The 19,701-nt window shown below is 71.6% G+C and carries 21 protein-coding genes; 11 read left to right on the top strand and 10 right to left on the bottom strand.

All coding sequences use genetic code 11. The features are described from left to right. Window positions 1–3: 3 nt before the first annotated feature. Window positions 4–912 carry an alpha/beta hydrolase gene (locus ACFYYW_RS00395; protein ID WP_387643312.1) on the bottom strand — a complete coding sequence of 303 codons (909 nt, stop codon included), beginning with the start codon at window positions 910–912 and terminating at the stop codon, window positions 4–6. Then, window positions 902–1,696 (bottom strand): glucose 1-dehydrogenase, encoded by a 795-nt coding sequence (locus tag ACFYYW_RS00390; RefSeq protein ID WP_387643310.1) that lies wholly within the window; start codon window positions 1,694–1,696, stop codon window positions 902–904. Before ACFYYW_RS00390 ends, ACFYYW_RS00395 begins: the two co-directional genes overlap by 11 nt. Window positions 1,697–1,857: 161 nt before the next feature. Here ACFYYW_RS00390 and ACFYYW_RS00385 point away from each other — a divergent pair, with 161 nt between their 5' ends. Next, on the top strand, window positions 1,858–2,463 hold the full coding sequence (locus ACFYYW_RS00385) for a hypothetical protein (RefSeq protein WP_352323479.1): 606 nt from the start codon (window positions 1,858–1,860) through the stop codon (window positions 2,461–2,463). A gap of 59 nt (window positions 2,464–2,522) precedes the next feature. Beyond that, the gene (locus ACFYYW_RS00380; protein ID WP_387643308.1) at window positions 2,523–3,077 is read left to right on the top strand and encodes a Uma2 family endonuclease; all 555 of its coding nucleotides are present in this window, start codon (window positions 2,523–2,525) and stop codon (window positions 3,075–3,077) included. A gap of 24 nt (window positions 3,078–3,101) precedes the next feature. Here the strand turns inward: ACFYYW_RS00380 and ACFYYW_RS00375 are convergent, their stop codons facing one another. Beyond that, a complete protein-coding gene (locus ACFYYW_RS00375) occupies window positions 3,102–3,665 on the bottom strand; it encodes a dihydrofolate reductase family protein (RefSeq protein WP_387643305.1) in 564 nt (187 codons plus the stop codon). A gap of 564 nt (window positions 3,666–4,229) precedes the next feature. On the opposite strand from ACFYYW_RS00375, the gene ACFYYW_RS00370 reads away from it, so the two are divergent. Continuing rightward, the gene (locus tag ACFYYW_RS00370; RefSeq protein ID WP_387643303.1) at window positions 4,230–4,703 is read left to right on the top strand and encodes a hypothetical protein; all 474 of its coding nucleotides are present in this window, start codon (window positions 4,230–4,232) and stop codon (window positions 4,701–4,703) included. Next, on the top strand, window positions 4,703–5,026 hold the full coding sequence (locus ACFYYW_RS00365) for a transcriptional regulator (protein ID WP_352323474.1): 324 nt from the start codon (window positions 4,703–4,705) through the stop codon (window positions 5,024–5,026). Before ACFYYW_RS00370 ends, ACFYYW_RS00365 begins: the two co-directional genes overlap by 1 nt. A gap of 39 nt (window positions 5,027–5,065) precedes the next feature. Here the strand turns inward: ACFYYW_RS00365 and ACFYYW_RS00360 are convergent, their stop codons facing one another. After that, window positions 5,066–5,623, bottom strand: a complete 558-nt coding sequence (locus ACFYYW_RS00360) for a hypothetical protein (protein WP_387643301.1) — start codon at window positions 5,621–5,623, stop codon at window positions 5,066–5,068. Window positions 5,624–5,872: 249 nt separating this feature from the next. Between ACFYYW_RS00360 and ACFYYW_RS00355 the strand changes: the two genes are divergently transcribed. Then, window positions 5,873–6,745 (top strand): serine protein kinase RIO, encoded by an 873-nt coding sequence (locus ACFYYW_RS00355; protein ID WP_387643299.1) that lies wholly within the window; start codon window positions 5,873–5,875, stop codon window positions 6,743–6,745. 55 nt (window positions 6,746–6,800) lie between these two features. Here the strand turns inward: ACFYYW_RS00355 and ACFYYW_RS00350 are convergent, their stop codons facing one another. From ACFYYW_RS00350 to ACFYYW_RS00335, 4 genes are all read right to left on the bottom strand, one after another. Next, on the bottom strand, window positions 6,801–7,745 hold the full coding sequence (locus ACFYYW_RS00350) for a heme A synthase (protein WP_387643297.1): 945 nt from the start codon (window positions 7,743–7,745) through the stop codon (window positions 6,801–6,803). A gap of 191 nt (window positions 7,746–7,936) precedes the next feature. Then, window positions 7,937–8,560, bottom strand: a complete 624-nt coding sequence (locus ACFYYW_RS00345; protein ID WP_352323470.1) for a PepSY domain-containing protein — start codon at window positions 8,558–8,560, stop codon at window positions 7,937–7,939. A gap of 184 nt (window positions 8,561–8,744) precedes the next feature. Beyond that, window positions 8,745–10,853 carry an excinuclease ABC subunit UvrB gene (uvrB, locus tag ACFYYW_RS00340; protein WP_352323469.1) on the bottom strand — a complete coding sequence of 703 codons (2,109 nt, stop codon included), beginning with the start codon at window positions 10,851–10,853 and terminating at the stop codon, window positions 8,745–8,747. 35 nt (window positions 10,854–10,888) lie between these two features. Beyond that, window positions 10,889–11,122, bottom strand: a complete 234-nt coding sequence (locus ACFYYW_RS00335; protein WP_387643294.1) for a helix-turn-helix transcriptional regulator — start codon at window positions 11,120–11,122, stop codon at window positions 10,889–10,891. A gap of 140 nt (window positions 11,123–11,262) precedes the next feature. Here ACFYYW_RS00335 and ACFYYW_RS00330 point away from each other — a divergent pair, with 140 nt between their 5' ends. Genes ACFYYW_RS00330 through ACFYYW_RS00320 form a run of 3 tightly spaced genes read left to right on the top strand, consistent with a single transcriptional unit; the run spans window position 11,263 to window position 14,901 of the window. Then, window positions 11,263–12,879, top strand: coding sequence for an SPFH domain-containing protein (locus ACFYYW_RS00330; RefSeq protein WP_387643292.1), 1,617 nt, complete (start codon window positions 11,263–11,265; stop codon window positions 12,877–12,879). After that, on the top strand, window positions 12,876–14,117 hold the full coding sequence (locus ACFYYW_RS00325; protein ID WP_352323466.1) for an SPFH domain-containing protein: 1,242 nt from the start codon (window positions 12,876–12,878) through the stop codon (window positions 14,115–14,117). The genes ACFYYW_RS00330 and ACFYYW_RS00325 overlap by 4 nt, the downstream gene beginning before the upstream one ends. A gap of 10 nt (window positions 14,118–14,127) precedes the next feature. Continuing rightward, a complete protein-coding gene (locus ACFYYW_RS00320; protein ID WP_364417187.1) occupies window positions 14,128–14,901 on the top strand; it encodes a sporulation protein in 774 nt (257 codons plus the stop codon). Window positions 14,902–14,935: 34 nt separating this feature from the next. Here the strand turns inward: ACFYYW_RS00320 and ACFYYW_RS00315 are convergent, their stop codons facing one another. Then, the gene (locus ACFYYW_RS00315; protein ID WP_387643289.1) at window positions 14,936–15,820 is read right to left on the bottom strand and encodes a PIG-L family deacetylase; all 885 of its coding nucleotides are present in this window, start codon (window positions 15,818–15,820) and stop codon (window positions 14,936–14,938) included. Between the two features lie 179 nt (window positions 15,821–15,999). On the opposite strand from ACFYYW_RS00315, the gene ACFYYW_RS00310 reads away from it, so the two are divergent. Genes ACFYYW_RS00310 through ACFYYW_RS00300 form a run of 3 tightly spaced genes read left to right on the top strand, consistent with a single transcriptional unit; the run spans window position 16,000 to window position 18,508 of the window. Then, window positions 16,000–17,064: a hypothetical protein gene (locus ACFYYW_RS00310; RefSeq protein ID WP_352323463.1), complete on the top strand. Its 1,065-nt coding sequence runs from the start codon at window positions 16,000–16,002 to the stop codon at window positions 17,062–17,064. 9 nt (window positions 17,065–17,073) lie between these two features. Beyond that, window positions 17,074–17,694, top strand: coding sequence for a hypothetical protein (locus tag ACFYYW_RS00305; RefSeq protein ID WP_352323462.1), 621 nt, complete (start codon window positions 17,074–17,076; stop codon window positions 17,692–17,694). A 34-nt stretch (window positions 17,695–17,728) separates the two neighbouring features. Next, window positions 17,729–18,508, top strand: coding sequence for an inositol monophosphatase family protein (locus tag ACFYYW_RS00300; RefSeq protein WP_364390618.1), 780 nt, complete (start codon window positions 17,729–17,731; stop codon window positions 18,506–18,508). A gap of 12 nt (window positions 18,509–18,520) precedes the next feature. Here ACFYYW_RS00300 and ACFYYW_RS00295 read toward each other — a convergent pair whose 3' ends face one another. Next, window positions 18,521–19,675 (bottom strand): SLC13 family permease, encoded by a 1,155-nt coding sequence (locus tag ACFYYW_RS00295; protein WP_387643286.1) that lies wholly within the window; start codon window positions 19,673–19,675, stop codon window positions 18,521–18,523. Window positions 19,676–19,701: the final 26 nt, after the last annotated feature.

Raw genomic sequence — 19,701 nt, 5'->3', positions numbered from 1 at the left:
CCCTTATTTGAGGGCGCGGATGGCGGCGCACACCCGGTCCATGGCGTCGGCGGCGGCGGGCAGGATCGGGCCCGTGCCGAAGAAGCCGTGGAACAGGCCCTCGTACCGGACGCACTCCGCCTCGACCCCGGAGTGGCGCAGGTGGCGGGCGTACGCCTCGCCCTCGTCGCGCAGCGGGTCGTGCCCGGCCGTGATCACCAGGGCCGGCGGCAGGCCGCTCACGTCCGCGCCCAGGGGCGAGCTGTACGGCTCCCCGCGCCGCTCGTGGTCGGGCTGGTAGCAGTCCCAGAACCACCGCATGTGCGCCGTCGTCAGGAAATATCCCTCGCCGTTCTGGTCGTACGAGGGCCAGTGGCGGACGGCGTCCGTCGCGGGATAGACCAGCACCTGCAGCACGATCGGCGGCCCGCCCTCCTCGCGCGCCCGCAGGCAGGTGACGGTGGCGAGGTTGCCGCCCGCGCTGTCGCCCGCCACCACCAGCGCCCCCGGGTCGGCGCCGAGCCCGGCCGCGTGCTCGTGGGCCCACCGGGTGACGGCGAAGGCGTCCTCGACGGCGGCCGGATAGGGATGCTCGGGCGCGAGCCGGTAGTCGGCGGCGACCACGACCGCCCCGGACCCGGCGCAGATCTGGCGGCAGACGCCGTCATGGCTGTCCAGCGACCCCAGGGTGAACCCGCCGCCGTGGAAGTACACGACCAGCGGCCGCCCCTCGGCGCCCTCCGGCGGCCAGTAGACCCGCACGGGGACGCCCGCCGCGTCGCGGTCCTCCACCCGGCCCACGGGCAGCGGCTCGGGGTTCGGGACCGAGGCCAGCACGCGGCGCGCCGCCACCGGGTCCCAGGGCCCCTCCCCCTTGGGGAAGAACTCGCTCATCAGGTCGATGACCGCGCGGGTCGGCTCGTCAACGGCCATCTCCGGCCTCCTCCTCCGCGGCGGCGGCCGCGCGCGGGACGGAGCCGAGCAGGGCCGTCTCTCCCGCCGTCCAGCCGCCGTCGATCGCCAGCTCCGCGCCCGTGACGTAGGAGGCCGCGTCGGACAGCAGGAACGCGATGGCCTCGGCGACCTCCTCGGGCTCACCCCATCGCCCGGCGGCGGCCAGCGGGAACGTGCCCTCGCCCGAGACCGCGCCCAGCGAGGCGGTCATCGGGGTGACGATCATCCCGGGATGCACCGAGTTCACCCTGATGCGGTCCCGCCCGAACTCCAGCGCCGCGATCTTGGTCAGCCCGCGTACGCCCCACTTCGACGCGCCGTACCCGCCCGTGCCGGGCAGCGCGGTCAGCCCCGCGACCGACGAGAGGTTCACCACGGCCCCGCCACCGGCCGCCCGCAGGGCCCCGGCCACGGCCTTCAGCCCGAGGAACACGCCGACCAGGTTCACCTGGAGCACCCGCTCGAACTCCGCCAGGGACTGCTGCTCGATGGTCCGCACGGTGACGATCCCGGCGTTGTTCACCAGCCCGTCGAGCCGCCCGTGCGCCTCGACGGTCGCGGCCACGACCGCCGCCCACTGCTCCGGGTCCGTGACGTCGTGCGGGACGAACGTGCCCCCGACGTCCTTGGCGGTGGCCGTCCCCTCCTCGGTGAGCACGTCGGTGAGCACGACCCGCGCCCCGGCCGCCGCGCACCGGCGCGCCGTGGCCGCGCCCATGCCCCGGGCGCCGCCCGTGATGATCACTACCTTGCCGTCGAGCACGCGCACCCCTCATCGGAGACGACCGAACATGTGCACTGAAACACGCGCCCACGTCCCCGATCAAGAGCTTGCTCGGCCCGGTCGCCGGAACCCCGGATCCCCGTCGCGCGTTGAACTCCTTGGGGGTCGAACTATCCTTCTAGGCAACAACCCCACGGGAGGTGGCGGAGATCAGCGAGTTCCTTGTCATCGTGCTGGCCATCCTGGCGTTCCTCCTGCTGCTGACCGGCGTGGGCGTCTATCTGCTGGTCAAGGTGGGCAAGAAGGCGGCCAGGAAGGCCCGGCAGGCCACCACCCGGCTGACCACGCACGTCAACGCCATGGGCACCGGCGACGCGGCCGAGGTCGAACGCCTCCGCCTCGACCTGCGCCGCGAGGTGGCCCTCACCCGCCAGGCCGTCGAACAGGCCCAGCAGCGCGGCTGGGGCCTCGGCGACCTGCCCCGGCTGCTGGCCGACCTGTCGGCCCAGGCCGACGTGCACGACGGCCAGCTCGGCATGTACGCCCAGCAGCGCCGCGTCTCGCCGTACGTCGACCACGCCGCCCTCGACCGGCTGCGCGAGCACCAGGCCAAGCTGACCGCCATGTGCGCCCGCATCCGCGCCGACCTCCTGGGCGACCAGATGCACCACGCGTCCTCCGGCATCGACGAGCTGTACTCGCGCACGGAGCTGGAGATCGAGGCCCGCCGCCGCCCCCCGGACCCGCTGGACCAGATCGACGAGCTCTACCGCCGCTCGATGGAGCAGCGCAAAGACCACTCCTGAGCTCCGCCTGACGTGGCACCATGAGCGCGCAGCGCGCTCGCCTGGAAGGTGCCCGTCCGATGTCCCCAGCCCTGCCCGCCTGGTCGCGCCGCTTCACCACGACCGGCCCGCTCGACGCGCTCCCGCCGGACGCACCCCGGCGCGCCGAGCTGATCGACGGCGTCCTCACGACGCGGCCACCCCGGAGCGCCTTCCACATGTTCGCGGCCCGGCTGTTCGAGCGGTCGCTCAGGCCGCCCGCGCACCTGGCGGTGATCCGGTCGATGACCGTGGCCCTCGGGCCGCGCCTGCTGCTCTCACCGGACGTCCTGGTGGCCGGCAGACCGGCGATCGGCCCGGCCACCACGTCCTTCCGTCCTGATCAGGTGCACCTCGTGTGCGAGGTGGTCCCGGCGGGGGCCCGGGAGCGGGATCGCCGCAGCTGGTACGCCGAGGCGGGCATCGAGCACTACTGGCGGGTGGCGTGCGAGGACGACCAGCCGGTGGTGCACGCCTTCCGCCTCGGCCGCGACGCCGGGGCGTACGTGTCCGCCGGCGTCCATCGCCGGCGGCTGCGCCTCGACGTCGGGTTCGACGTGGACATCGACCTCGGCCTGGAATGGCCGCCCGCCTAGCCGCGGCTCCGGCCCCGGCGGGGGTCAGCGGTGCCGGCGGTACTGCAGCTCCATGATGCCGCCGCCGGAGGCGAAGCTGGAGACCAGGTCGAGCCGGTAGGACTTGGGGAAGCCGTCGAACAGCCTGGTGCCCTCGCCCGCGACGTAGGGGAACACGCTCAGCCGGAACTCGTCGATCAGGTCGAGCCGCATGAGCGACCGCCAGAGGCCGACACCGCCCCAGACCAGGATGTGGCCGTCGCCGTCCAGCCGGAGCTTGTCGATCTCTGCCGCCGTGTCGCCGTCGGCGATGGCGGTGTTGGCCCAGTCGGCCGTCTTCAGGGTCCGGGAGAAGACGACCTTGCGCCCGGCGGTCAGGATGTCGGCGAACGGGTGGTCGGTGGCGGTCGTCATGCCCTTGGCGATGCCCTCGTAGGCGTTGCGGCCCATGACGTGCGCGTGCGCGCCGCGCAGGAAGTCGAGGTAGGCCGGGGAGTCGGGCCGGTTGTTCTCGGGCAGGTCGAAGCAGAATTTCCAGAAGTCGGTGCCCTCGTCGGCGAGCAGGCCGTCAAGGGAGTAGTTGAACACTGTCGCTATCAGCGTCCGCATGAGCGCATCTCCGTGGTCGCGGGTCGTCCGGCGACAGGTACGACACCGGAGCCGCCCGGAAATCATCGGTGTCCTTGTCGGCGTCCCCTCGCAGGACGTGCCGCACGGTGAACGTCTTCGGCGCTCGGCATTTCCCGGCGAAGTCCACGAACAGGCGGGCGAGGCTCGTGAGCCGGCGTACGGCTCCGGACGGGCCGGGCGTCGCGCGGAAGAGCCGCTGCGGCACGGTCCGCATCAGGAAGCCGACGACGCTCCTCGTAGACTGCTCCCTGGCCCTCGCGCCCGAGGATCCGCCCGAGTCCGCGGCCCTCGCACCCGAGGGGCCGCCCGAGTCCCCCGTCCTCACGCCCGAGCGGCCGCCCGAGGGCGAGCTTTGCGCGGCCGATCACGGTTTGTCACCTCTGGCCTTGACCATGCAGCGACCCTGGTTCCGCCGGCACCGAAGATCAAAGAGGCCTGTCTCACCTCCGGCGCCGGGCCGTTCGGTCACCAACGACTTTCCCGAGAGGAAAACAGATGGTACTTTCCTCACAGGAAAGCAGTAGTCGACCTCCGGGAAGGCCCATGAACCAGCACGACGCCCAGACTTCGCTCGACGACATCCACCGCCTCCAGGCCAGGACCCGGCAGCAGATCGTCCGCCAGAGTTTCGCGCTCCCCCGCGTGGTCGTCTCCGCGCTCGGCCTCTTCGTCATGCTCGCGTCCGTCGACCTGCCGAGCCCGTGGTTCTACCTCGGCGCGGCGCTCGGGGTGGTCGTGTACGCGGGCGTGGGCATCGTCTGCGAGCACCGGGCCGCGGTCCGGCGGACGGCCACCGGCCGGGAGGCCCTGTTCCACGGCGTGCTGCTGGCCTGCGTCATGGTGGCCTTCGGCATCGGCCGGATCGCCGCCTTCGCGCTGTTCGACCTGCCGGCGCACGGGCTGCCGTCGCAGGCGGTCGCGGGCGCGGTCGTGGCGGCCGTGCTGTACGTCGCGGCCACGCCCGTCAACCGCCGCGTCATGAGGTCGATCGTGCGGCGGGACGGCGGGGTCTCCTGATGGATCCGCTCTTCGACGAGTTCCTGCACGTCCCGGCGCGTCTGTCGGTCGTGGCGCTGCTGGCGCCGGCCGACTGGGTGGACTTCGGCTTCCTCAGGGACTCGGTCGGCACCAGCGACTCGGCGCTGTCCAAGCAGGTCTCCGCGCTGGCCGCCGCCGGATACGTGGTCGTGCGCAAGGACCAGGACAAGCGGGCGCGGCGGACGTACGTGCAGCTCACCCCCCAGGGACGGTCGGCCTTCCAGCGGCATGCGGCGGCCCTGGAGCGGATCGTCGCCCTCGCCCGCGACTCCGCCGACCGGCCCGCCGCCGACCAGCAGTGACGGGCCCCGCCGAGCCCTTCGCCGGGCCGCGCGTCACACTCAGCTGTCCCAGTCCGCGTAGATCACGGCGGCCAGCTCCTGTTCCGTGGCGCCCTTGCGGGCCAGGGCCTTGGTGGCCTGGGCCTGGGCCGTCGTGGGCAGGCGGCCCTCGATCAGCACGGGCAGCGAGAGCCGCCGCACCAGCACCTCCGTGGCCGCGATGCCGTACGGGCGGCGCGTCACGGCCACGTTGACCCGCAGCGCGTGCTCGTTGCCGGGCGGCACGCCGGGACGGTCGATCTCGACGGCCGAGTAGCGGAAGCCGTTCGCGAGGTCGCAGGAGGCGCATCCGGCGGGGCCGCGGCTCAGCCGGCCGCCGCACTCGGGGCACGTCAGGCGGTCGTAGGCGGCGTCGACGACCCGCCACGGGTGCCTGTCGGGCTCGTCGACCACCATGCGGGCGATGAGCTGCTCGTCCGGCGGGGCCACGGTGCCGAACTCGGCGAGCAGGAAGGCCCGCCAGCCCTCCTCGACCAGTTCGTCCACCAGCCCGGCGCAGCGGTCGCAGTCCGGCGCGCCGGCGGGTTCCCGATGTCCGCACACCTCACATCGCCGCATGGCGGAACCGTACAAGCCGGGCAAATGGCGGCGCACCCGATTATCGGGCCGCCGTTTATTCGATTGCGAGCGCCGTGCCGGACGCGGCATACTCGTCCGCGTCGATCGCAGCGAGACGAAGGGAGGCTGAGACCGTGACGACCGTTGCCCGCGTGCCGTTTTCCGCGACCTCAGACCTTCCCACCAGGTGTCCGCTGACCTGATCCGTCCGGCGAGCCGGTGGGGCCTCGAAACTGGAGACATCTCACCGTGCCCAAGCACTCGCAGCACCGCCGCCGTGGCAAGTTCGCGCTCGACGCCGACGACATCGAATGGCTCGAAAGCACCCCCGAGACCGATGACGGGCCGCCCGAGGGCGACCGCTGGTCCACCTGGGACCAGAGCACGCCCACCGAGAAGGGGCCGAAGCCGTACCCCGGCTGGCTGGTCACCGAGCTGGCCGCCGTCGACACCGAGCTCGGCCTGCTCAAGACCGGCAAGGAGGCCGACGTCCACCTGATCTCGCGGGGCGTGCCCGGCACCGACCGGGTCTGCCTGCTGGCGGCCAAGCGTTACCGCTCCTCCGAGCACCGCCTGTTCCACCGGGACGCCGGTTACCTGGAGGGCCGCAGGGCCCGCGAGAGCCGGATGAACCGGGCCATGGCCAACCGCACCGCCTTCGGCAAGCAGGTGATCGCCGCGCAGTGGGCGGTGGCCGAGTTCACGGCGCTCTGCCGGCTCTGGGAGCTGGGGGTGCCGGTGCCGTACCCGGTGCAGATCGTCGGGACGGAGATCCTGGAGGAGTTCGTCGGCACCCCCGACGGCTACGCCGCCCCGCGGCTGGCCCAGGTCTCCGACGGCCTCGACGACCTGTGGGAGCAGCTCGTGGCGGCCATGGTGACGCTGGCCGCGGAAGGGCTGGCGCACGGGGACCTGTCGCCGTACAACCTGCTGGTGCACGAGGGGCGGCTGGTGATCATCGACCTGCCGCAGATCGTCGACGTGATCGCCCACCCCGCGGGCCCGTCGTACCTGGACCGGGACGCCCGCAACGTGGCCACCTGGTTCGCCGCCAAGGGCGTGGCCGCCGCGGACCCCGACGCGCTGGCCGAGCTGCTCCGCAAGGAGTCCGGCCGGACGTGACCGGCGGAACGCGCGCGGCCCCGGACGTACTCCGGGGCCGGTCCGCGCGGACCGGCTACGTACGGGCGGCGGCAGGCAGGGGCCGTACCTCTCCCGCCACCGCCGGGAGCCGGCTGTCGAGGAGGACGCGCACCGCGCCCACCCACACCATCGCCGAGCCGAGCAGGTGGGCCAGCACGACGACCTCGGGCAGGTCCGTCACGATCTGCGTCAGGCCGACGAGCCCCTGGGCGAGCAGCACGGCCAGGAACAGCGTGGTGCGCAGGTGGGCCGCCGAGCCCGGCTCGCGCCGCGTCCTGAGCCACAGGGCGACGCCCAGGGCGAGGCTGAGCGCGGCGGCGACCCCGTGCAGCCACACCATCGCCGTCCAGTTGAACGGCATGCGCGGCACGTCGGAGGAGTCACCCGCGTGCGGCCCGGCGCCGGTGACGATCGTGCCCGCCGCGACCAGCAGCGCCACGGACGCGACCAGCGCGGCCGGAAGCCGGCCCACCGGCGCCGAGAGCGGCCGCGCGGGCCGGTCGAGCAGGCGGGCCTTGTGCCAGACGACCGTGGTGGCGGTCAGGAACAGCACGGCGGCCAGGAAGTGCGCGGCGACGAGGTACGGGCTCAGCCGCGCCCACACGGTGAGGCCGCCGACGACCGCGTTCAGCACGACGATCCAGAACTGCACCCACCCCCACCGGGTCAGCTCGGGCACCGGACGGCGCTGCAGCCGGGCGACGACGATGAGCCAGCCGACGGCGACGCACACGACCCCGGACAACACCCGGTTGGTGAACTCGATCGCGCCGTGCACGCCGAGCTCCGGCGTGGCCGCGAAACCGGCCTCCGAGCAGCGCGGCCACCCGTCGCAGCCCAGCCCGGACCCGGTCAGCCGGACGACCCCGCCGGTCACGATGATCATCAGGCTGGTGGCCAGCGCCGCGCCCGCGGCCCGTCGCAGGGCGGCTCGTTCGAAGGCGATGCGGGTGGCGAGCCACTGGAAAGGAGTGGTCATGGGGGAAGAGGTCTCTCTGCTGCTCGGCGAACCGCCGCGGCCGGCGGCCGAAAACGCGATCAAGACTTTACTCTACAGCCCGTAGAGCACTTGCCCGGCTGGGAACGCGTCCAGAGCCGTGAGACATCCCCGCGACGCCGCGGGACGGCCACCTCCGCCGATGGCCGGAGGTGGCCTGCTCCCCCGTTGGGTCAGCTGGTTTCGTTCTTCTTGGTGACCTCACCGGTGGCGGCGTCGACCATCACCTCGTGCTTGGTCCCGTCCGGGGTCATCACGTCCGACTTCCAGACGGTCTTGCCGTTCTCGGTGTCGAGCTTCAGCTCGGTGACGCGTCCCTCCGGTACGTCCGCGGCGACCTTGTCGGCGGCCTGGGCGTAGTCGAGCTTGGCCTCGTTGATGCGGGTCTGCATCTTGGCCTTCTCCTGCTCGTCCATCTGCTCGGCCGTCGGCCCCTTGACGACCTTGCCGGACTGCACGTCGACCTGGTGTTCGGTGCCGTCGGAGCCGACGACCTTGACCTCCCAGACCATGCCGTTCTCCTCGCTCTCGACGGAGACGACCTTGGATCCGGGCACCGCGGCCATCGCGACCTTGGCGGCGTCCTTGAGCTCTCCGGCTCCTGGCTTCATGGACGTGGCGCCCGGCGAGGGGGACATGGTCCCCGTTTCTGGCGGGCTTTCCATCGACGGAGACGGGCTTCCCATGGTGGGGCCCGGCGTCGGCTCGACGGCGAACTGGCCGACTTCCCGTACGGCGCCGCAGCCGGCTGCGAGCAGCGCCGCACCGACCAGAGCCCCGATGATCGACTTGTTCATACCTGGACCGCTGCCCCAGGATCCCGCCTTCATTCCCGCAGGTCAGACCCACGGGCCAAGCCCGGGACCGGCGGGACGCGCCACCCGGGCGCACGCCACCGGCCCGCCAGGCCCTACGAGGCGCCTGCTTCGCGCCTGCCGCCGGCCACCACTTCGACCCCTGCATTGCGCACGTCGTCGGGCCCTACTTGACGCCTGCCTCCCGCATGTCACGCAGCTCGCGCTTGAGCTCCTTGATCTCGTCGCGCAGCCGCGCGGCCACCTCGAACTGAAGGTCGGCGGCCGACTGGTGCATCTGCTCGGTCAGCGACTCGATCAGCGACTCCATCTGCGCCCGCGGCATCTCGCCCGCGATGGCCTTGGCGTGCTGGCCCGCCTGGCGGGCGGCGAAGCCGGGCACCGGGGCCTTGCCGCGCGACTGCTGGCGGCCGCCGCCGAGCAGCTTGTCGGTGTCGGCGTCCTCGCGCTGGAGGGAGTCGAGGATGTCGGCGATCTTCTTGCGCAGCGGCTGCGGGTCGATGCCGTTGGCCTCGTTGTAGGCCATCTGCTTGGCCCGGCGCCGGTTGGTCTCGTCGATGGCCCGCTCCATCGACGGCGTGATCTTGTCGGCGTACATGTGGACCTGGCCGGACACGTTTCGGGCGGCGCGGCCGATGGTCTGGATCAGGGAGGTCTCCGAGCGCAGGAAACCCTCCTTGTCGGCGTCGAGGATGGCCACCAGCGACACCTCGGGCAGGTCGAGGCCCTCGCGCAGCAGGTTGATGCCGACCAGCACGTCGAACTCGCCGGTGCGCAGCTCGCGCAGCAGCTCGATGCGGCGCAGCGTGTCGACCTCGCTGTGCAGGTAGCGCACCCGGATGCCGAGCTCCAGAAGATAGTCGGTCAAGTCTTCGGACATCTTCTTGGTGAGCGTGGTGACCAGGACGCGCTCGTCGCGCTCGGCGCGCTCGCGGATCTCGTGGACCAGGTCGTCGATCTGCCCCTTGGTGGGCTTGACGACGATCTCGGGGTCGACCAGGCCGGTGGGCCGGATGACCTGCTCGACGACGTCGCCCTTGACCCGCCCCAGCTCGTACGGGCCGGGCGTGGCCGACAGGTAGACCGACTGCCCGATGCGCTCCAGGAACTCCTCCCACTTCAGCGGCCGGTTGTCCAGCGCGGACGGCAGCCGGAACCCGTGGTCGACCAGCGTGCGCTTGCGCGAGGCGTCGCCCTCGTACATCGCGCCGATCTGCGGCACGGTCTGGTGGGACTCGTCGAGGACCAGCAGGAAGTCTTCGGGGAAGTAGTCGAGCAGCGTGTTGGGCGCGGTGCCGGCGGCGCGGCCGTCGAGGTGGCGGGAGTAGTTCTCGATGCCGGAGCAGGTGCCGATCTGGCGCATCATCTCGATGTCGTAGGTGGTGCGCATGCGCAGCCGCTGGGCCTCCAGCAGCTTGCCCTGCCGCTCCAGCTCCGACAGGCGCGCGGCCAGCTCGGCCTCGATGCCGGCCACGGCCGCCGCCATGCGCTCCTCGCCGGCGATGTAGTGGGAGGCGGGGAAGATGTAGAGCTCTTCGTCCTCGGTGATGACCTCGCCGGTCAGCGGGTGCATGGTGGCGAGCTTCTCGATCTCGTCGCCGAACATCTCGATGCGCACGGCCAGCTCTTCGTACTTCGGGATGATCTCGATCGTGTCGCCGCGCACCCGGAACGTGCCCCGGGTGAAGGCCAGGTCGTTGCGCGTGTACTGCATGTCGACCAGGCGGCGCAGCAGCTGGTCGCGATCGACCTCCATGCCGACCCGGAGCCTGGCCATGCGGTCGACGTATTCCTGCGGGGTGCCCAGGCCGTAGATGCACGAGACGGAGGCGACCACGATGGTGTCGCGGCGGGTGAGCAGCGAGTTGGTGGCCGAGTGGCGCAGCCGCTCGACCTCGTCGTTGATCGAGGAGTCCTTCTCGATGTACGTGTCGCTCTGCGGCACGTACGCCTCGGGCTGGTAGTAGTCGTAGTACGAGACGAAATATTCGACCGCGTTGTTGGGCAGCATCTCGCGCAGCTCGTTGGCGAACTGGGCGGCGAGCGTCTTGTTGGGCTGCATGACCAGCGCGGGCCGCTGCAGGCGCTCGATCAGCCAGGCGATCGTGGCCGTCTTGCCGGTGCCGGTGGCGCCGAGCAGGACGCTGTCCTTCTCCCCGGCCCGGACGCGGCGCTCCAGCTCGGCGATGGCCGTCGGCTGGTCGCCGGATGGAGTCATCTCGGTGACGACCTCGAAAGGCGCCACCTTCCGCTGCAAATCTGTGACCGGACGCATGCTGCCACTGTAGGCGGCGCCACCGACAGAAACCGTCAGGCCGTGGGCTGCCCGATCCAGGGGAACGGCGTGGTGGAGAACACCACCTCGACCGGCACCCCGAAGTATCCGGCCATGCGCAACGCCAGGTGAAGACTCGGGCTGTATTCGCCCCGCTCCAGGTATCCCACGGTCTGGTAGTGCACCCCCAGCGCCTGCGCGAGCTGCCTGCGGCTCACCCCCCGCTCGGCGCGCAGCAGCGCGATGCGGTTGTGGACGGTCCCGCTCATCAACCCTCCAGGTAGCAGACCTGCTCCATCCATAACACACCTGCTATGGGACGTAACAGTCATATGACGACACATTGCAAGCGAACAGCAAGTCATACCCGATACGGTCGGATTCGCCTGTAGCGGAAAAGGAAGGTTCGATGTCACGACCCCGAGAGGCACTGATCCAGGCAGGTCAGGGCATAGCCCAAGCGGTCGCCGGCGGAGGTGACGTACGGCAGGCGATGAGCCAGGCGATCGGACAGGTCGCCGACCAGGCCGGCCAGCTCACCGGCCAGGCGCCCGGCTTCGCGCTCAACCCGCACGACTTCGCCGCCGCCCGCGACGGCGGCGCCTCCGTCGGCACGCTGATCGAGGCCAGGTCCGCCTCGCTGAACGAGGCCGGCGAGATCGTCAACCGCAGCTTCGCCGAGAACGGCATGCACGTCATCTCGCCGGTGGTGATCCCCAAGGGCAGCACGGCCAAGGTGGTCATCCCGCTGACCGTTCTCGTCGTCCTGGGCCTGATCGGCGCGCTCGGCGGGATCGTGCCGGGGTCGGACATCTTCTTCGGCCCGCACTACTGGGTGACGCTGGTGCTGGCCGCCGCGTTCCTGTGGTGGCGCAGGAGCGTGGTGATGGTCCCCGAGGGCTGCAAGGCGCTGATCACCAAGTTCGGCAAGCTGGTGCACATCGCCGACCCGGGCCGGGTGACGCTGTTCAACCCGTGGAAGCGGGTCAGCTACATCGTCAACACCACGCGTGAGTACCCGTTCAACGCCCCCATCAGGGAGGCCCCGACCCAGCAGGGCGTCAAGGCCAGCGTCGACCTGTTCCTGCAGTTCAGGATCGAGAACCCGGCCGAGTTCATCTTCGTGCTCGGCTCGGTCAGCGGCTTCCAGTCCAAGCTGCAGAACGCCATCAGCGAGGTCACCCGCTCGCTGATCTACGCCCAGCGGGCCGAGGACATCTACGACCTGGTGGGCGAGAGCACCCTCGGCATGCTGGAGAACCTGAACCAGCAGTTCCTGCCCGCCGTACGGCTCACCGACGTGAACATCACCCACGCCGAGCCGTCCAGCCAGGAGTACCGCATGGACCTGGCCGCCCCAGAGATGATCCGGGTGGCCAAGGAGGCCTACACCTACGAGTACGAGCTCCAGCTCCGCAAGGAGCAGAACGAGGGCGACCTGGTCAAGGAGCTGGCGGGGCTGCAGGAGACGCTGAGCGCCATCCAGGCCGAGATCGCCGGCTACCAGGCCCGTATGGACACCGCGCTCGAACGCGCCAGCCACCAGGCCACCGCGCAGGCCAGGCAGCGCCTGGTCGAGGCCGAGTCCACGGCCAACGCCAACGCCGCGCTCCTGGAGGCCCAGGCCCTGGACATCCGGGCGCTGTCGGCCGCCGAGGCCCCCGAGATCCTCGACTACCGCTTCCAGCAGGACCTGCTGACCAAGCTGGAGTCGGTGGCCACCCGGCTGCCGCAGGTGGTTCAGGTGGGCGAGCAGACCGACATCGACTTCCTGGCCCTGGCCCAGCAGCTCGTGGGCGGCAAGGGCGCGACGCTGTTCTCCGCCGAGGACATGGCCGCCATCCGCGGCCGGCTCGACGAGATCGCCGCCCGCGTCAGCGGCCGCGAGGACGAGATCGCGGCGCTGCTGAAGAAGGCCGCCGCCGACGTGAGCGAGCCGCAGGCCACGCCCGAGCCCGACAACGACCTGGAACGCACGGTCGAGCGCCTGCTGCCCGGCCACCTGAGCGAGGGTGAGGTCCGATGACCCGCGAGTTCTCGAAGATCAAGGAGTCGCTGGCCTCCTGGTCCGACATCCGCCAGCTGCTGCGCGGCGGCGAGCAGGGCCAGCTCGTGCCGGTGGTGATCCCCAAGGACCGGCGCGGCTTCGCCTGGATGGCGCTCGTCCTGCTGGCCCTGTACTTCGCCGGGATGGCCGCGCTCACCGACCTCACCGTGCCCGCCGCGCTGGCCGCGCTGTTCTTCCTGGTCGTGGCGCTGGTCACGATGTGGCGCAAGGCGATCATCGAGATCGAGGAGGGCACCACCGGCGTGCGCAGCCGCTGGGGGGCGATCACCGGCACGCTCCCGCCGGGCCGCCACTACCTGTGGCTGCCGTGGGACCGGGTGGACGCGGTCGTGGACACCTCCACCGAGATCCCCTACTCGGCGCCGATCGTGGCCTGCCCGACGGCCGAGAACGTGCCGCTGAAGTCGATCGAGTTCTTCCTGAAGTTCCGCATCGTGGACCCGGTGGCGTTCGTCCGGACGATCGGCGCGGGCAACTTCGACCTCGTGCTCTCCAGCGCCGTGCAGGACGCGATCAGGCAGCGCAGCCGGCGGGTCAACACCGAGCGCGCCTACGACCTGCGCGGCTCCGACGTCGGCGACATGCAGGAGGCGCTCAACCGCCAGCTCGGCCGCTACGGCGTGCGCGTCACCGGCGCCAACATCCCCGACGTCCAGCTCCCCGACCAGTACCAGCAGCACCTGGCCACCCGGGAGAAGGTCGCCAAGGAGCTGTCGGCCTACGAGCGCGAGTGGGAGCTGACCCGCAAGCGCCGCATCGACACGCTGCTCATGGAGATCGAGCGCTCCAAGAAGACCCGCGACGCCCGCGTGGTCGAGGTCAAGGCCGCCCACAACACCGCGCGCAAGAACGTGGCGCGCATGCTGGAGGAGCAGGAGACCGAGGCCCAGCGCGTGACGTGGGAGATCGAGGCGCGCGGCAGGGCCGAGCTGACCGCCGCCGAGAACGAGGCCAAGGCCCTGCGCAGGCTGGCCGAGTCCTACCGCGACAACCGGGCCGTGCTGCAGTACGAGCTGGCCCGCCGGCGCCTGGACGTGGGCGCCAAGCTCGCCGAGAACGCCCCCCAGCCGCTGGTCGTACGGACCCAGCAGGGCCAGGCCGACTCGGCGCTGTCCACCCTCGTCCTGGCCCAGCTGCTCCCCCGCATCTCGGGCACGGGACACCCCGCCGCCAACGGCCAGACCCCCACCGCATAGGAGAGACCCCATGGTGTTCCGCAAGTTGATGGCCGCCTTCGGCGCGGGCGTCGAGGTCGACACGGTGCTGACCGACAGGACCGTGCGTCCCGGTGAGCCGCTGCGCGGCGTCGTGCACTTCCGCGGCGGCGGCTCCGACTACAAGGTCGAGGGCATCTACCTCGACCTGACCGCAGTGGTGGAGGTCGAGAGCGGCGACAACGAGTACAAGACGACCTACAGCTTCCTGCGCCAGCAGGTGGCCGGGACGTTCCAGCTCGCCTCGGGCGCCCAGCACCAGCAGCCGTTCGAGATCATGGTGCCGTGGGAGACGCCGATCAGCGCGATCGGCGGCCACCCGCTGCACGGCATGCGGCTCGGCGTCCAGACGGAGCTGGCGCTGGCGGGCGCGATCGACAAGGGCGACCTCGACCCGCTGTTCGTCAGCCCGCTGCCGGCCCAGGAGCACGTCATCGCCGCCCTCGACCGGCTGGGCTTCGGCTTCAAGAAGGCCGACCTGGAGCGCGGCACGCTGTACGGCTCGACGATGCCGTTCTTCCAGGAGATCGAGTACTACGCGGGCGGCCAGTGGCGGCGGCACTTCAACGAGCTGGAGCTGACGTTCATCGCCGGGCCGCGGCAGATGGACGTCATCCTGGAGGCCGACAAGCGCGGCGGCTTCCTGACCTCCAGCCACGACACCTACAACCGCTTCACCGTGCGCTACGACGACCACCCCGGCGCGGCCGACCAGGCGTTGCAGCACGGCCTGGAGCAGATGGCCCGCCGCCGCGGCTGGTTCTAGCCGGGCGCTCCCCGGGGCCGGGCGGCGTCCCGGCTCAGGGGACCCGGTACATGCGCTCGGTCCAGGCCCGGTAGCGCCAGGTGTGCCCGACGCGGTAGTCGTGGCCCAGGTAGACGCCGAAGACCTTGCGCTTGAGCTCGCGCAGCGGCCCCGCGACGTTGGGGGCCCAGCCGGTCATCGGGTAGCCGCGGTAGGAGACCGTCCGCAGGCCCAGCCCGCTCGCCGCGGCCAGCGCGAAGCGGGCCGAGGCCACGTGGTCGGGGTGGTCGCACAACCCCCGGCGGGCGGGCGGCTCGGGGTCGAGCGTGCGCAGCACCGTCGGCCGGAAGCGGGCGTAGAGCGCGCGCAGCACGCCGACCACGTCCTGCCGGCCGACGCAGCGCGGCTCGGGGCCGGCGCCGAACGGGCGCACGCAGGAGCGGTCCTGCCACAGCCTGGTCAGCGCGTCGCGGCCGCCGTCGGCGCGCGGGTCGCCGCCGTCGGGCAGCCCGACGAAGGCGAGCCTGACCGCCGGCCTGCCGGCCAGCTCCTCGAGCCGGACGGGGAAGCCGCCCGCCGTGATCGTCGTGACCCGCCAGACGTCGGGCGCGCCGGCCAGGAAGGCGTACGCGGCCCGCAGGCCCTGCGCGCGGTCGCGGGCGTAGACGACGGGGTCGCGGTCGTCGTCCCAGCCGGCCTGGCCCTCGCCCGCGGTCAGGTAGACGGTCACCGTGGGGCGGTGCCACTGGACGGCGCCGTACAGGTCGGGGCTCATGAACAGCAGGTCGTCGTCCGGATGGGCCACGACCTGCAGGAACCGTTCCGACAGCGACGGCCGGTGGACCTCCGCCCACGCCGCCGCGGGCGGGGCCGGGCACGCCAGCACGGCCACCAGCACCAGCGCCAGCGCGGCCGCCGCGAACATCCTGATCCCCTTCATCCCCACCCCCGTGCGCTTCCAGTATCGAGCCTGGTCAGGTCCCGGTCCTGAGCTGCCAGGGGGAGATGTCATGTCATTCCCGGGTAGGAGATACCTCCTTCCCGTGCGCTGGAAGTCGCATGCCGCCGGTCGTTACGATGACCTAGGGATTGACTGATCGTCGGACGGGCGGGCGAACGATGGCACGGTTCACGGCGGCGCTGAAGCGCGTCGCCCCATGGGCGGCCCAGAACGCCGACGGCGCCATCGCGCTGTTACTGGCGGTCGTGATCGGCGTGCTCGGCATCATGCCCGACGAGGTGGTGCCGACCGATGTGCAGACGCAGCTCGTCAACGCCGCGACGCTGGTGATCATGGCGCTGGTGGCCACCGCCCTGCTGCGCGACCGCGCCCGTCAGGCCCCGGTCGAGGAGACCATCACCTCCGGCGCGCTGGCTCAGCTCCCCGTCCGGCTGTCGCGGCTGGAGGAGATCGAGACGCTCGTCCACGGCACCCGCAAGGCCCTCGACGCGCTGCAGCTCGTCAGGGTGCTGGGCAGCAAGCAGGAGATCGCCCAGATGCACGCCGAGGCGCGCAAGGACACCACCCGGTGGAGTTTCAAGGGCGGCACCGGCACCTACCTGCGCGCGGTCACCCTGCCCGAGTGCGTGGCCGCCGCCCGCCGGGAGAAACGGCACCTCGTGGTGCGGGTCGAGGTGATCGACCCGTCCAACGTCGAGGTGTGCGAGACGTACGCCCACTACCGGCGCTCCCTGTCGGACTCCCCCGACGCGACCGGCGAGACGTGGACGACCGACCGGGTCAGGAAGGAGTCGTACGCGACGATCCTGGCCGCCTTCTGGTACCGCCAGCGTTACGGCCTGCTCGACATCGAGGTCGGCCTGTCGTCGTCGATGACGACATTCCGCTGGGACCTGTCGGCCACTCGCCTGATCATGACGGTGGAGGACCCCAACCGCGCCATGACCGCGCTGGCCGGCACGTTCTACTACGAGAACTGCGACACCGAGCTGCGGCTCAGCTTCGAGCAGGCGCGGCGGGTGCCGATGGACATGTACAAGAAGGCGCCGCTCGGCGACGAGCCCACGATCGAGGAGGTCCAGGACCTGTTCGGTCGCATCGGGGTGCCTCTTCCCAAGGCCTACGACGGCCGCGACGTCGTGGACATCGCGCGCAAGGCCCTGCGCGCCGTCGATCCCTACGGCGAGGCGCGTCCTGCGGCCCTCCGACGAGACGGAACGTGAGTGCGACTCATGAGCTATCGGTCGGTCTTCCAGCGGGTCCGCGACGGACAGGCCAGGTCGTGGGCGCTCGGCGTGCTGAGGGAAACCGCGCGCCCGAGGGCCGTACGCCATCCGCTCGGCTTCGTCTGCCTGCCGCTGGAGCGTGAGGGCGGCGAGGGGGTATGCCTCCACCTGTGGTCCGACTCGCTCCAGCACGCCGAGAGCACCACCTCGCAGATCCACTGCCACAGCTGGGACCTGGTCAGCCACGTGCTCTACGGCCAGGTGCGCAACGTGCACGCGGTGGTCACCGACGCGGGGCCCGACGCCACGCACCGGGTGTTCGAGGTGGTCAGCGGCGCCGACGGCGACCGCATCTCCCCCACCCGCCGCACCGTGCGGCACGCGACCGGGCTGGTGGAGCTGTTCGGCCCCGGCGACACCTACACCCTGTCGGCCGACCGCTTCCACAGCAGCGTCGTGCCGGAGGGCGGCGAGGCGGCCACGATCGCGCTCGGTCGCGGCCGGCCCGGCAGCCGCGACCTGTCGCTCGGCCCGCTCGAAGCGGGCGGCCACCACGTTCCCCGGGAACCGCTGAGCGCCGCGGAGACGGCGCTGGCCGTCCGGCTGATCACCGCCCACCTGACCTGAGGGGTGCCCGATGGACCTGGATCACGCTCGCTCTGTGGCCGTCGAGGCCGCCCAGGCCGCCGGGGCGCTGCTCGCCGCGGGCACGCGCGGGGCCGTCGGCATCCGGGCCAAGGGCGACGCCGGCGACGTCGTCACCGATCTCGATCTGGCCTCGGAGAAGCTGCTGGTCGAGCGCATCCTGACGGCCTTCCCCTCGCACACGATCGTGGCCGAGGAGTCGGGGCTGATCGGCGCGGCGGGCGGCGAGTGGACGTGGCTGGTCGACCCGCTCGACGGCACCAACAACGTGGCCATCGGGCTGCCCACGTACGTGGTGGGGGTGGCGTTGTGCCGGGCCGGGCGGCCGGTGCTGGGCGTGGTGCACGATCCGGTGACGTCCCAGACCTGGTCGGCGATCCGGGGGCGCGGGGCCGTGGCGTCCACGGGGACGCGGCTGGCGCCGCCGTACACGGCCAGCCCGCACGGCCTGCTGCTGGCCTGGACCCAGGGGTACGGCGTGAGCCGGGGCGACGCCACCGTGCTGGCGCTGAAGACGGCGCTGGAGGTGGGCGCGCGGCGGGTGCTGCAACTGTGGGCGCCGCTGCTGTCGTGGGCGATGCTGGCCCGCGGCGACATCGACGGCATCGTCGGCTACCGTGCCGAGGCGGTCGACCTGCCGGCCGGCGCGCTGCTGGCCCAGGAGGCCGGGATCGAGATCAGGGCGCTCGACGGCGGCCCGTTCGAGGAGAGCATCGACGGCACGGCCGACGACCGCAGCTTCGTGGCCGCCCACCCGCGCGCCCTTCCCGGCCTGCTGTCGCTGCTGCCCGGCTGAGACGCCCGGCGCTCAGCCGAACGTGACCAGGGCCCACACGGTGGCCAGCAGCCCGGTGACGGCCAGGCCGGCGCCGGTCAGCAGGAAACGGCGCAGCGGCACCGCGACGCCGTGGCGGCGGCACGACTCGAACCACAGGAGCGTGGCCAGCGAGGCCCACGGGGTGATCACCGTACCCACGTTCGTGCCCACGAGCAGGGCCAGCAGGCGGTCCTGGTCGGCGGCCGGGATGACCTGCGAGACGGCCTGGTAGGCGGGCAGGTTGTTGATCGCGTTGGACAGGCCCGCGCCCACCGCGGCCGTGCGGTACGGGTCGCCCTCCGTGCCGATCATCCACGTCATCAGCGCGTCGAGCCCGTGGGCGCTGAGCGTGGGCACCACCAGGAACAGCCCCGTCACGAAGACGACGAGCTGCCAGGGGATCAGGCTCCAGGTCAGCCGGGCCCGGTCGCGCACCAGGAAGGCGGCCACCACCAGCACCGCCGCGGCGGTGGCGGCGACGGCGACGTGCGCCTTGAGCAGCAGCAGGACGATGAACAGCAGGCAGCCCGCCGAGGCCGCGCCGAACAGCACGCGGTCGGCCACCGGCTCCAGCACCGGCGGCGTGTAGCGCAGGTCGCGGCGCTCGCCGCGGCGCCAGAAGAACACCCACAGGAACACCATCGTCACGGCGATCGAGGCGATCTGCGGGGCCCACATGCGGGCGGCGAAACCCTGGGCGTCGAGGCCGAGCTTCCCCATGCCGAGCAGGTTGGTCAGGTTGGAGACCGGCAGCAGCAGGCTGGCGGTGTTGGCCAGCCAGATGGTGGTCATCGCCAGCGGCAGGGCGGCGATGCGGGCCCGTGGCGCCAGGGCGAGCATGACGGGGGTGAGCAGGACGGCCGTGGTGTCAAGGTTCAGAAATATCGTGACAAAAGACGCGAAAGCCGTACAAAGAAAGAAAAGTGCGGTGTAGTTACCGCGGCCGAGCACCGCCATCCTGGCCGCGATGGCGTCGAAGACCTGCGCTTCCTTGGTCAGCTCGGCCAGCACGATGATGGCCACCAGGAAGATCAGCAGCGGCCCGATCGTCTCCAGGCTCTCGACGGCGTCGCGCCACGGCAGCAGACCGGTCGCCACGAAGACCAGACCGAGAGCAAGCAGCCCGATCCGGATCAGATCGAGCACAGCCAGACGCCGCCACACTCGACGAT

Source organism: Nonomuraea sp. NPDC001831 (assembly GCF_042892035.1).
Classification (GTDB): domain Bacteria; phylum Actinomycetota; class Actinomycetes; order Streptosporangiales; family Streptosporangiaceae; genus Nonomuraea.
Note: the sequence above shows the minus strand (reverse complement) of the source record. Positions and strands in the feature narration are given on the sequence as shown.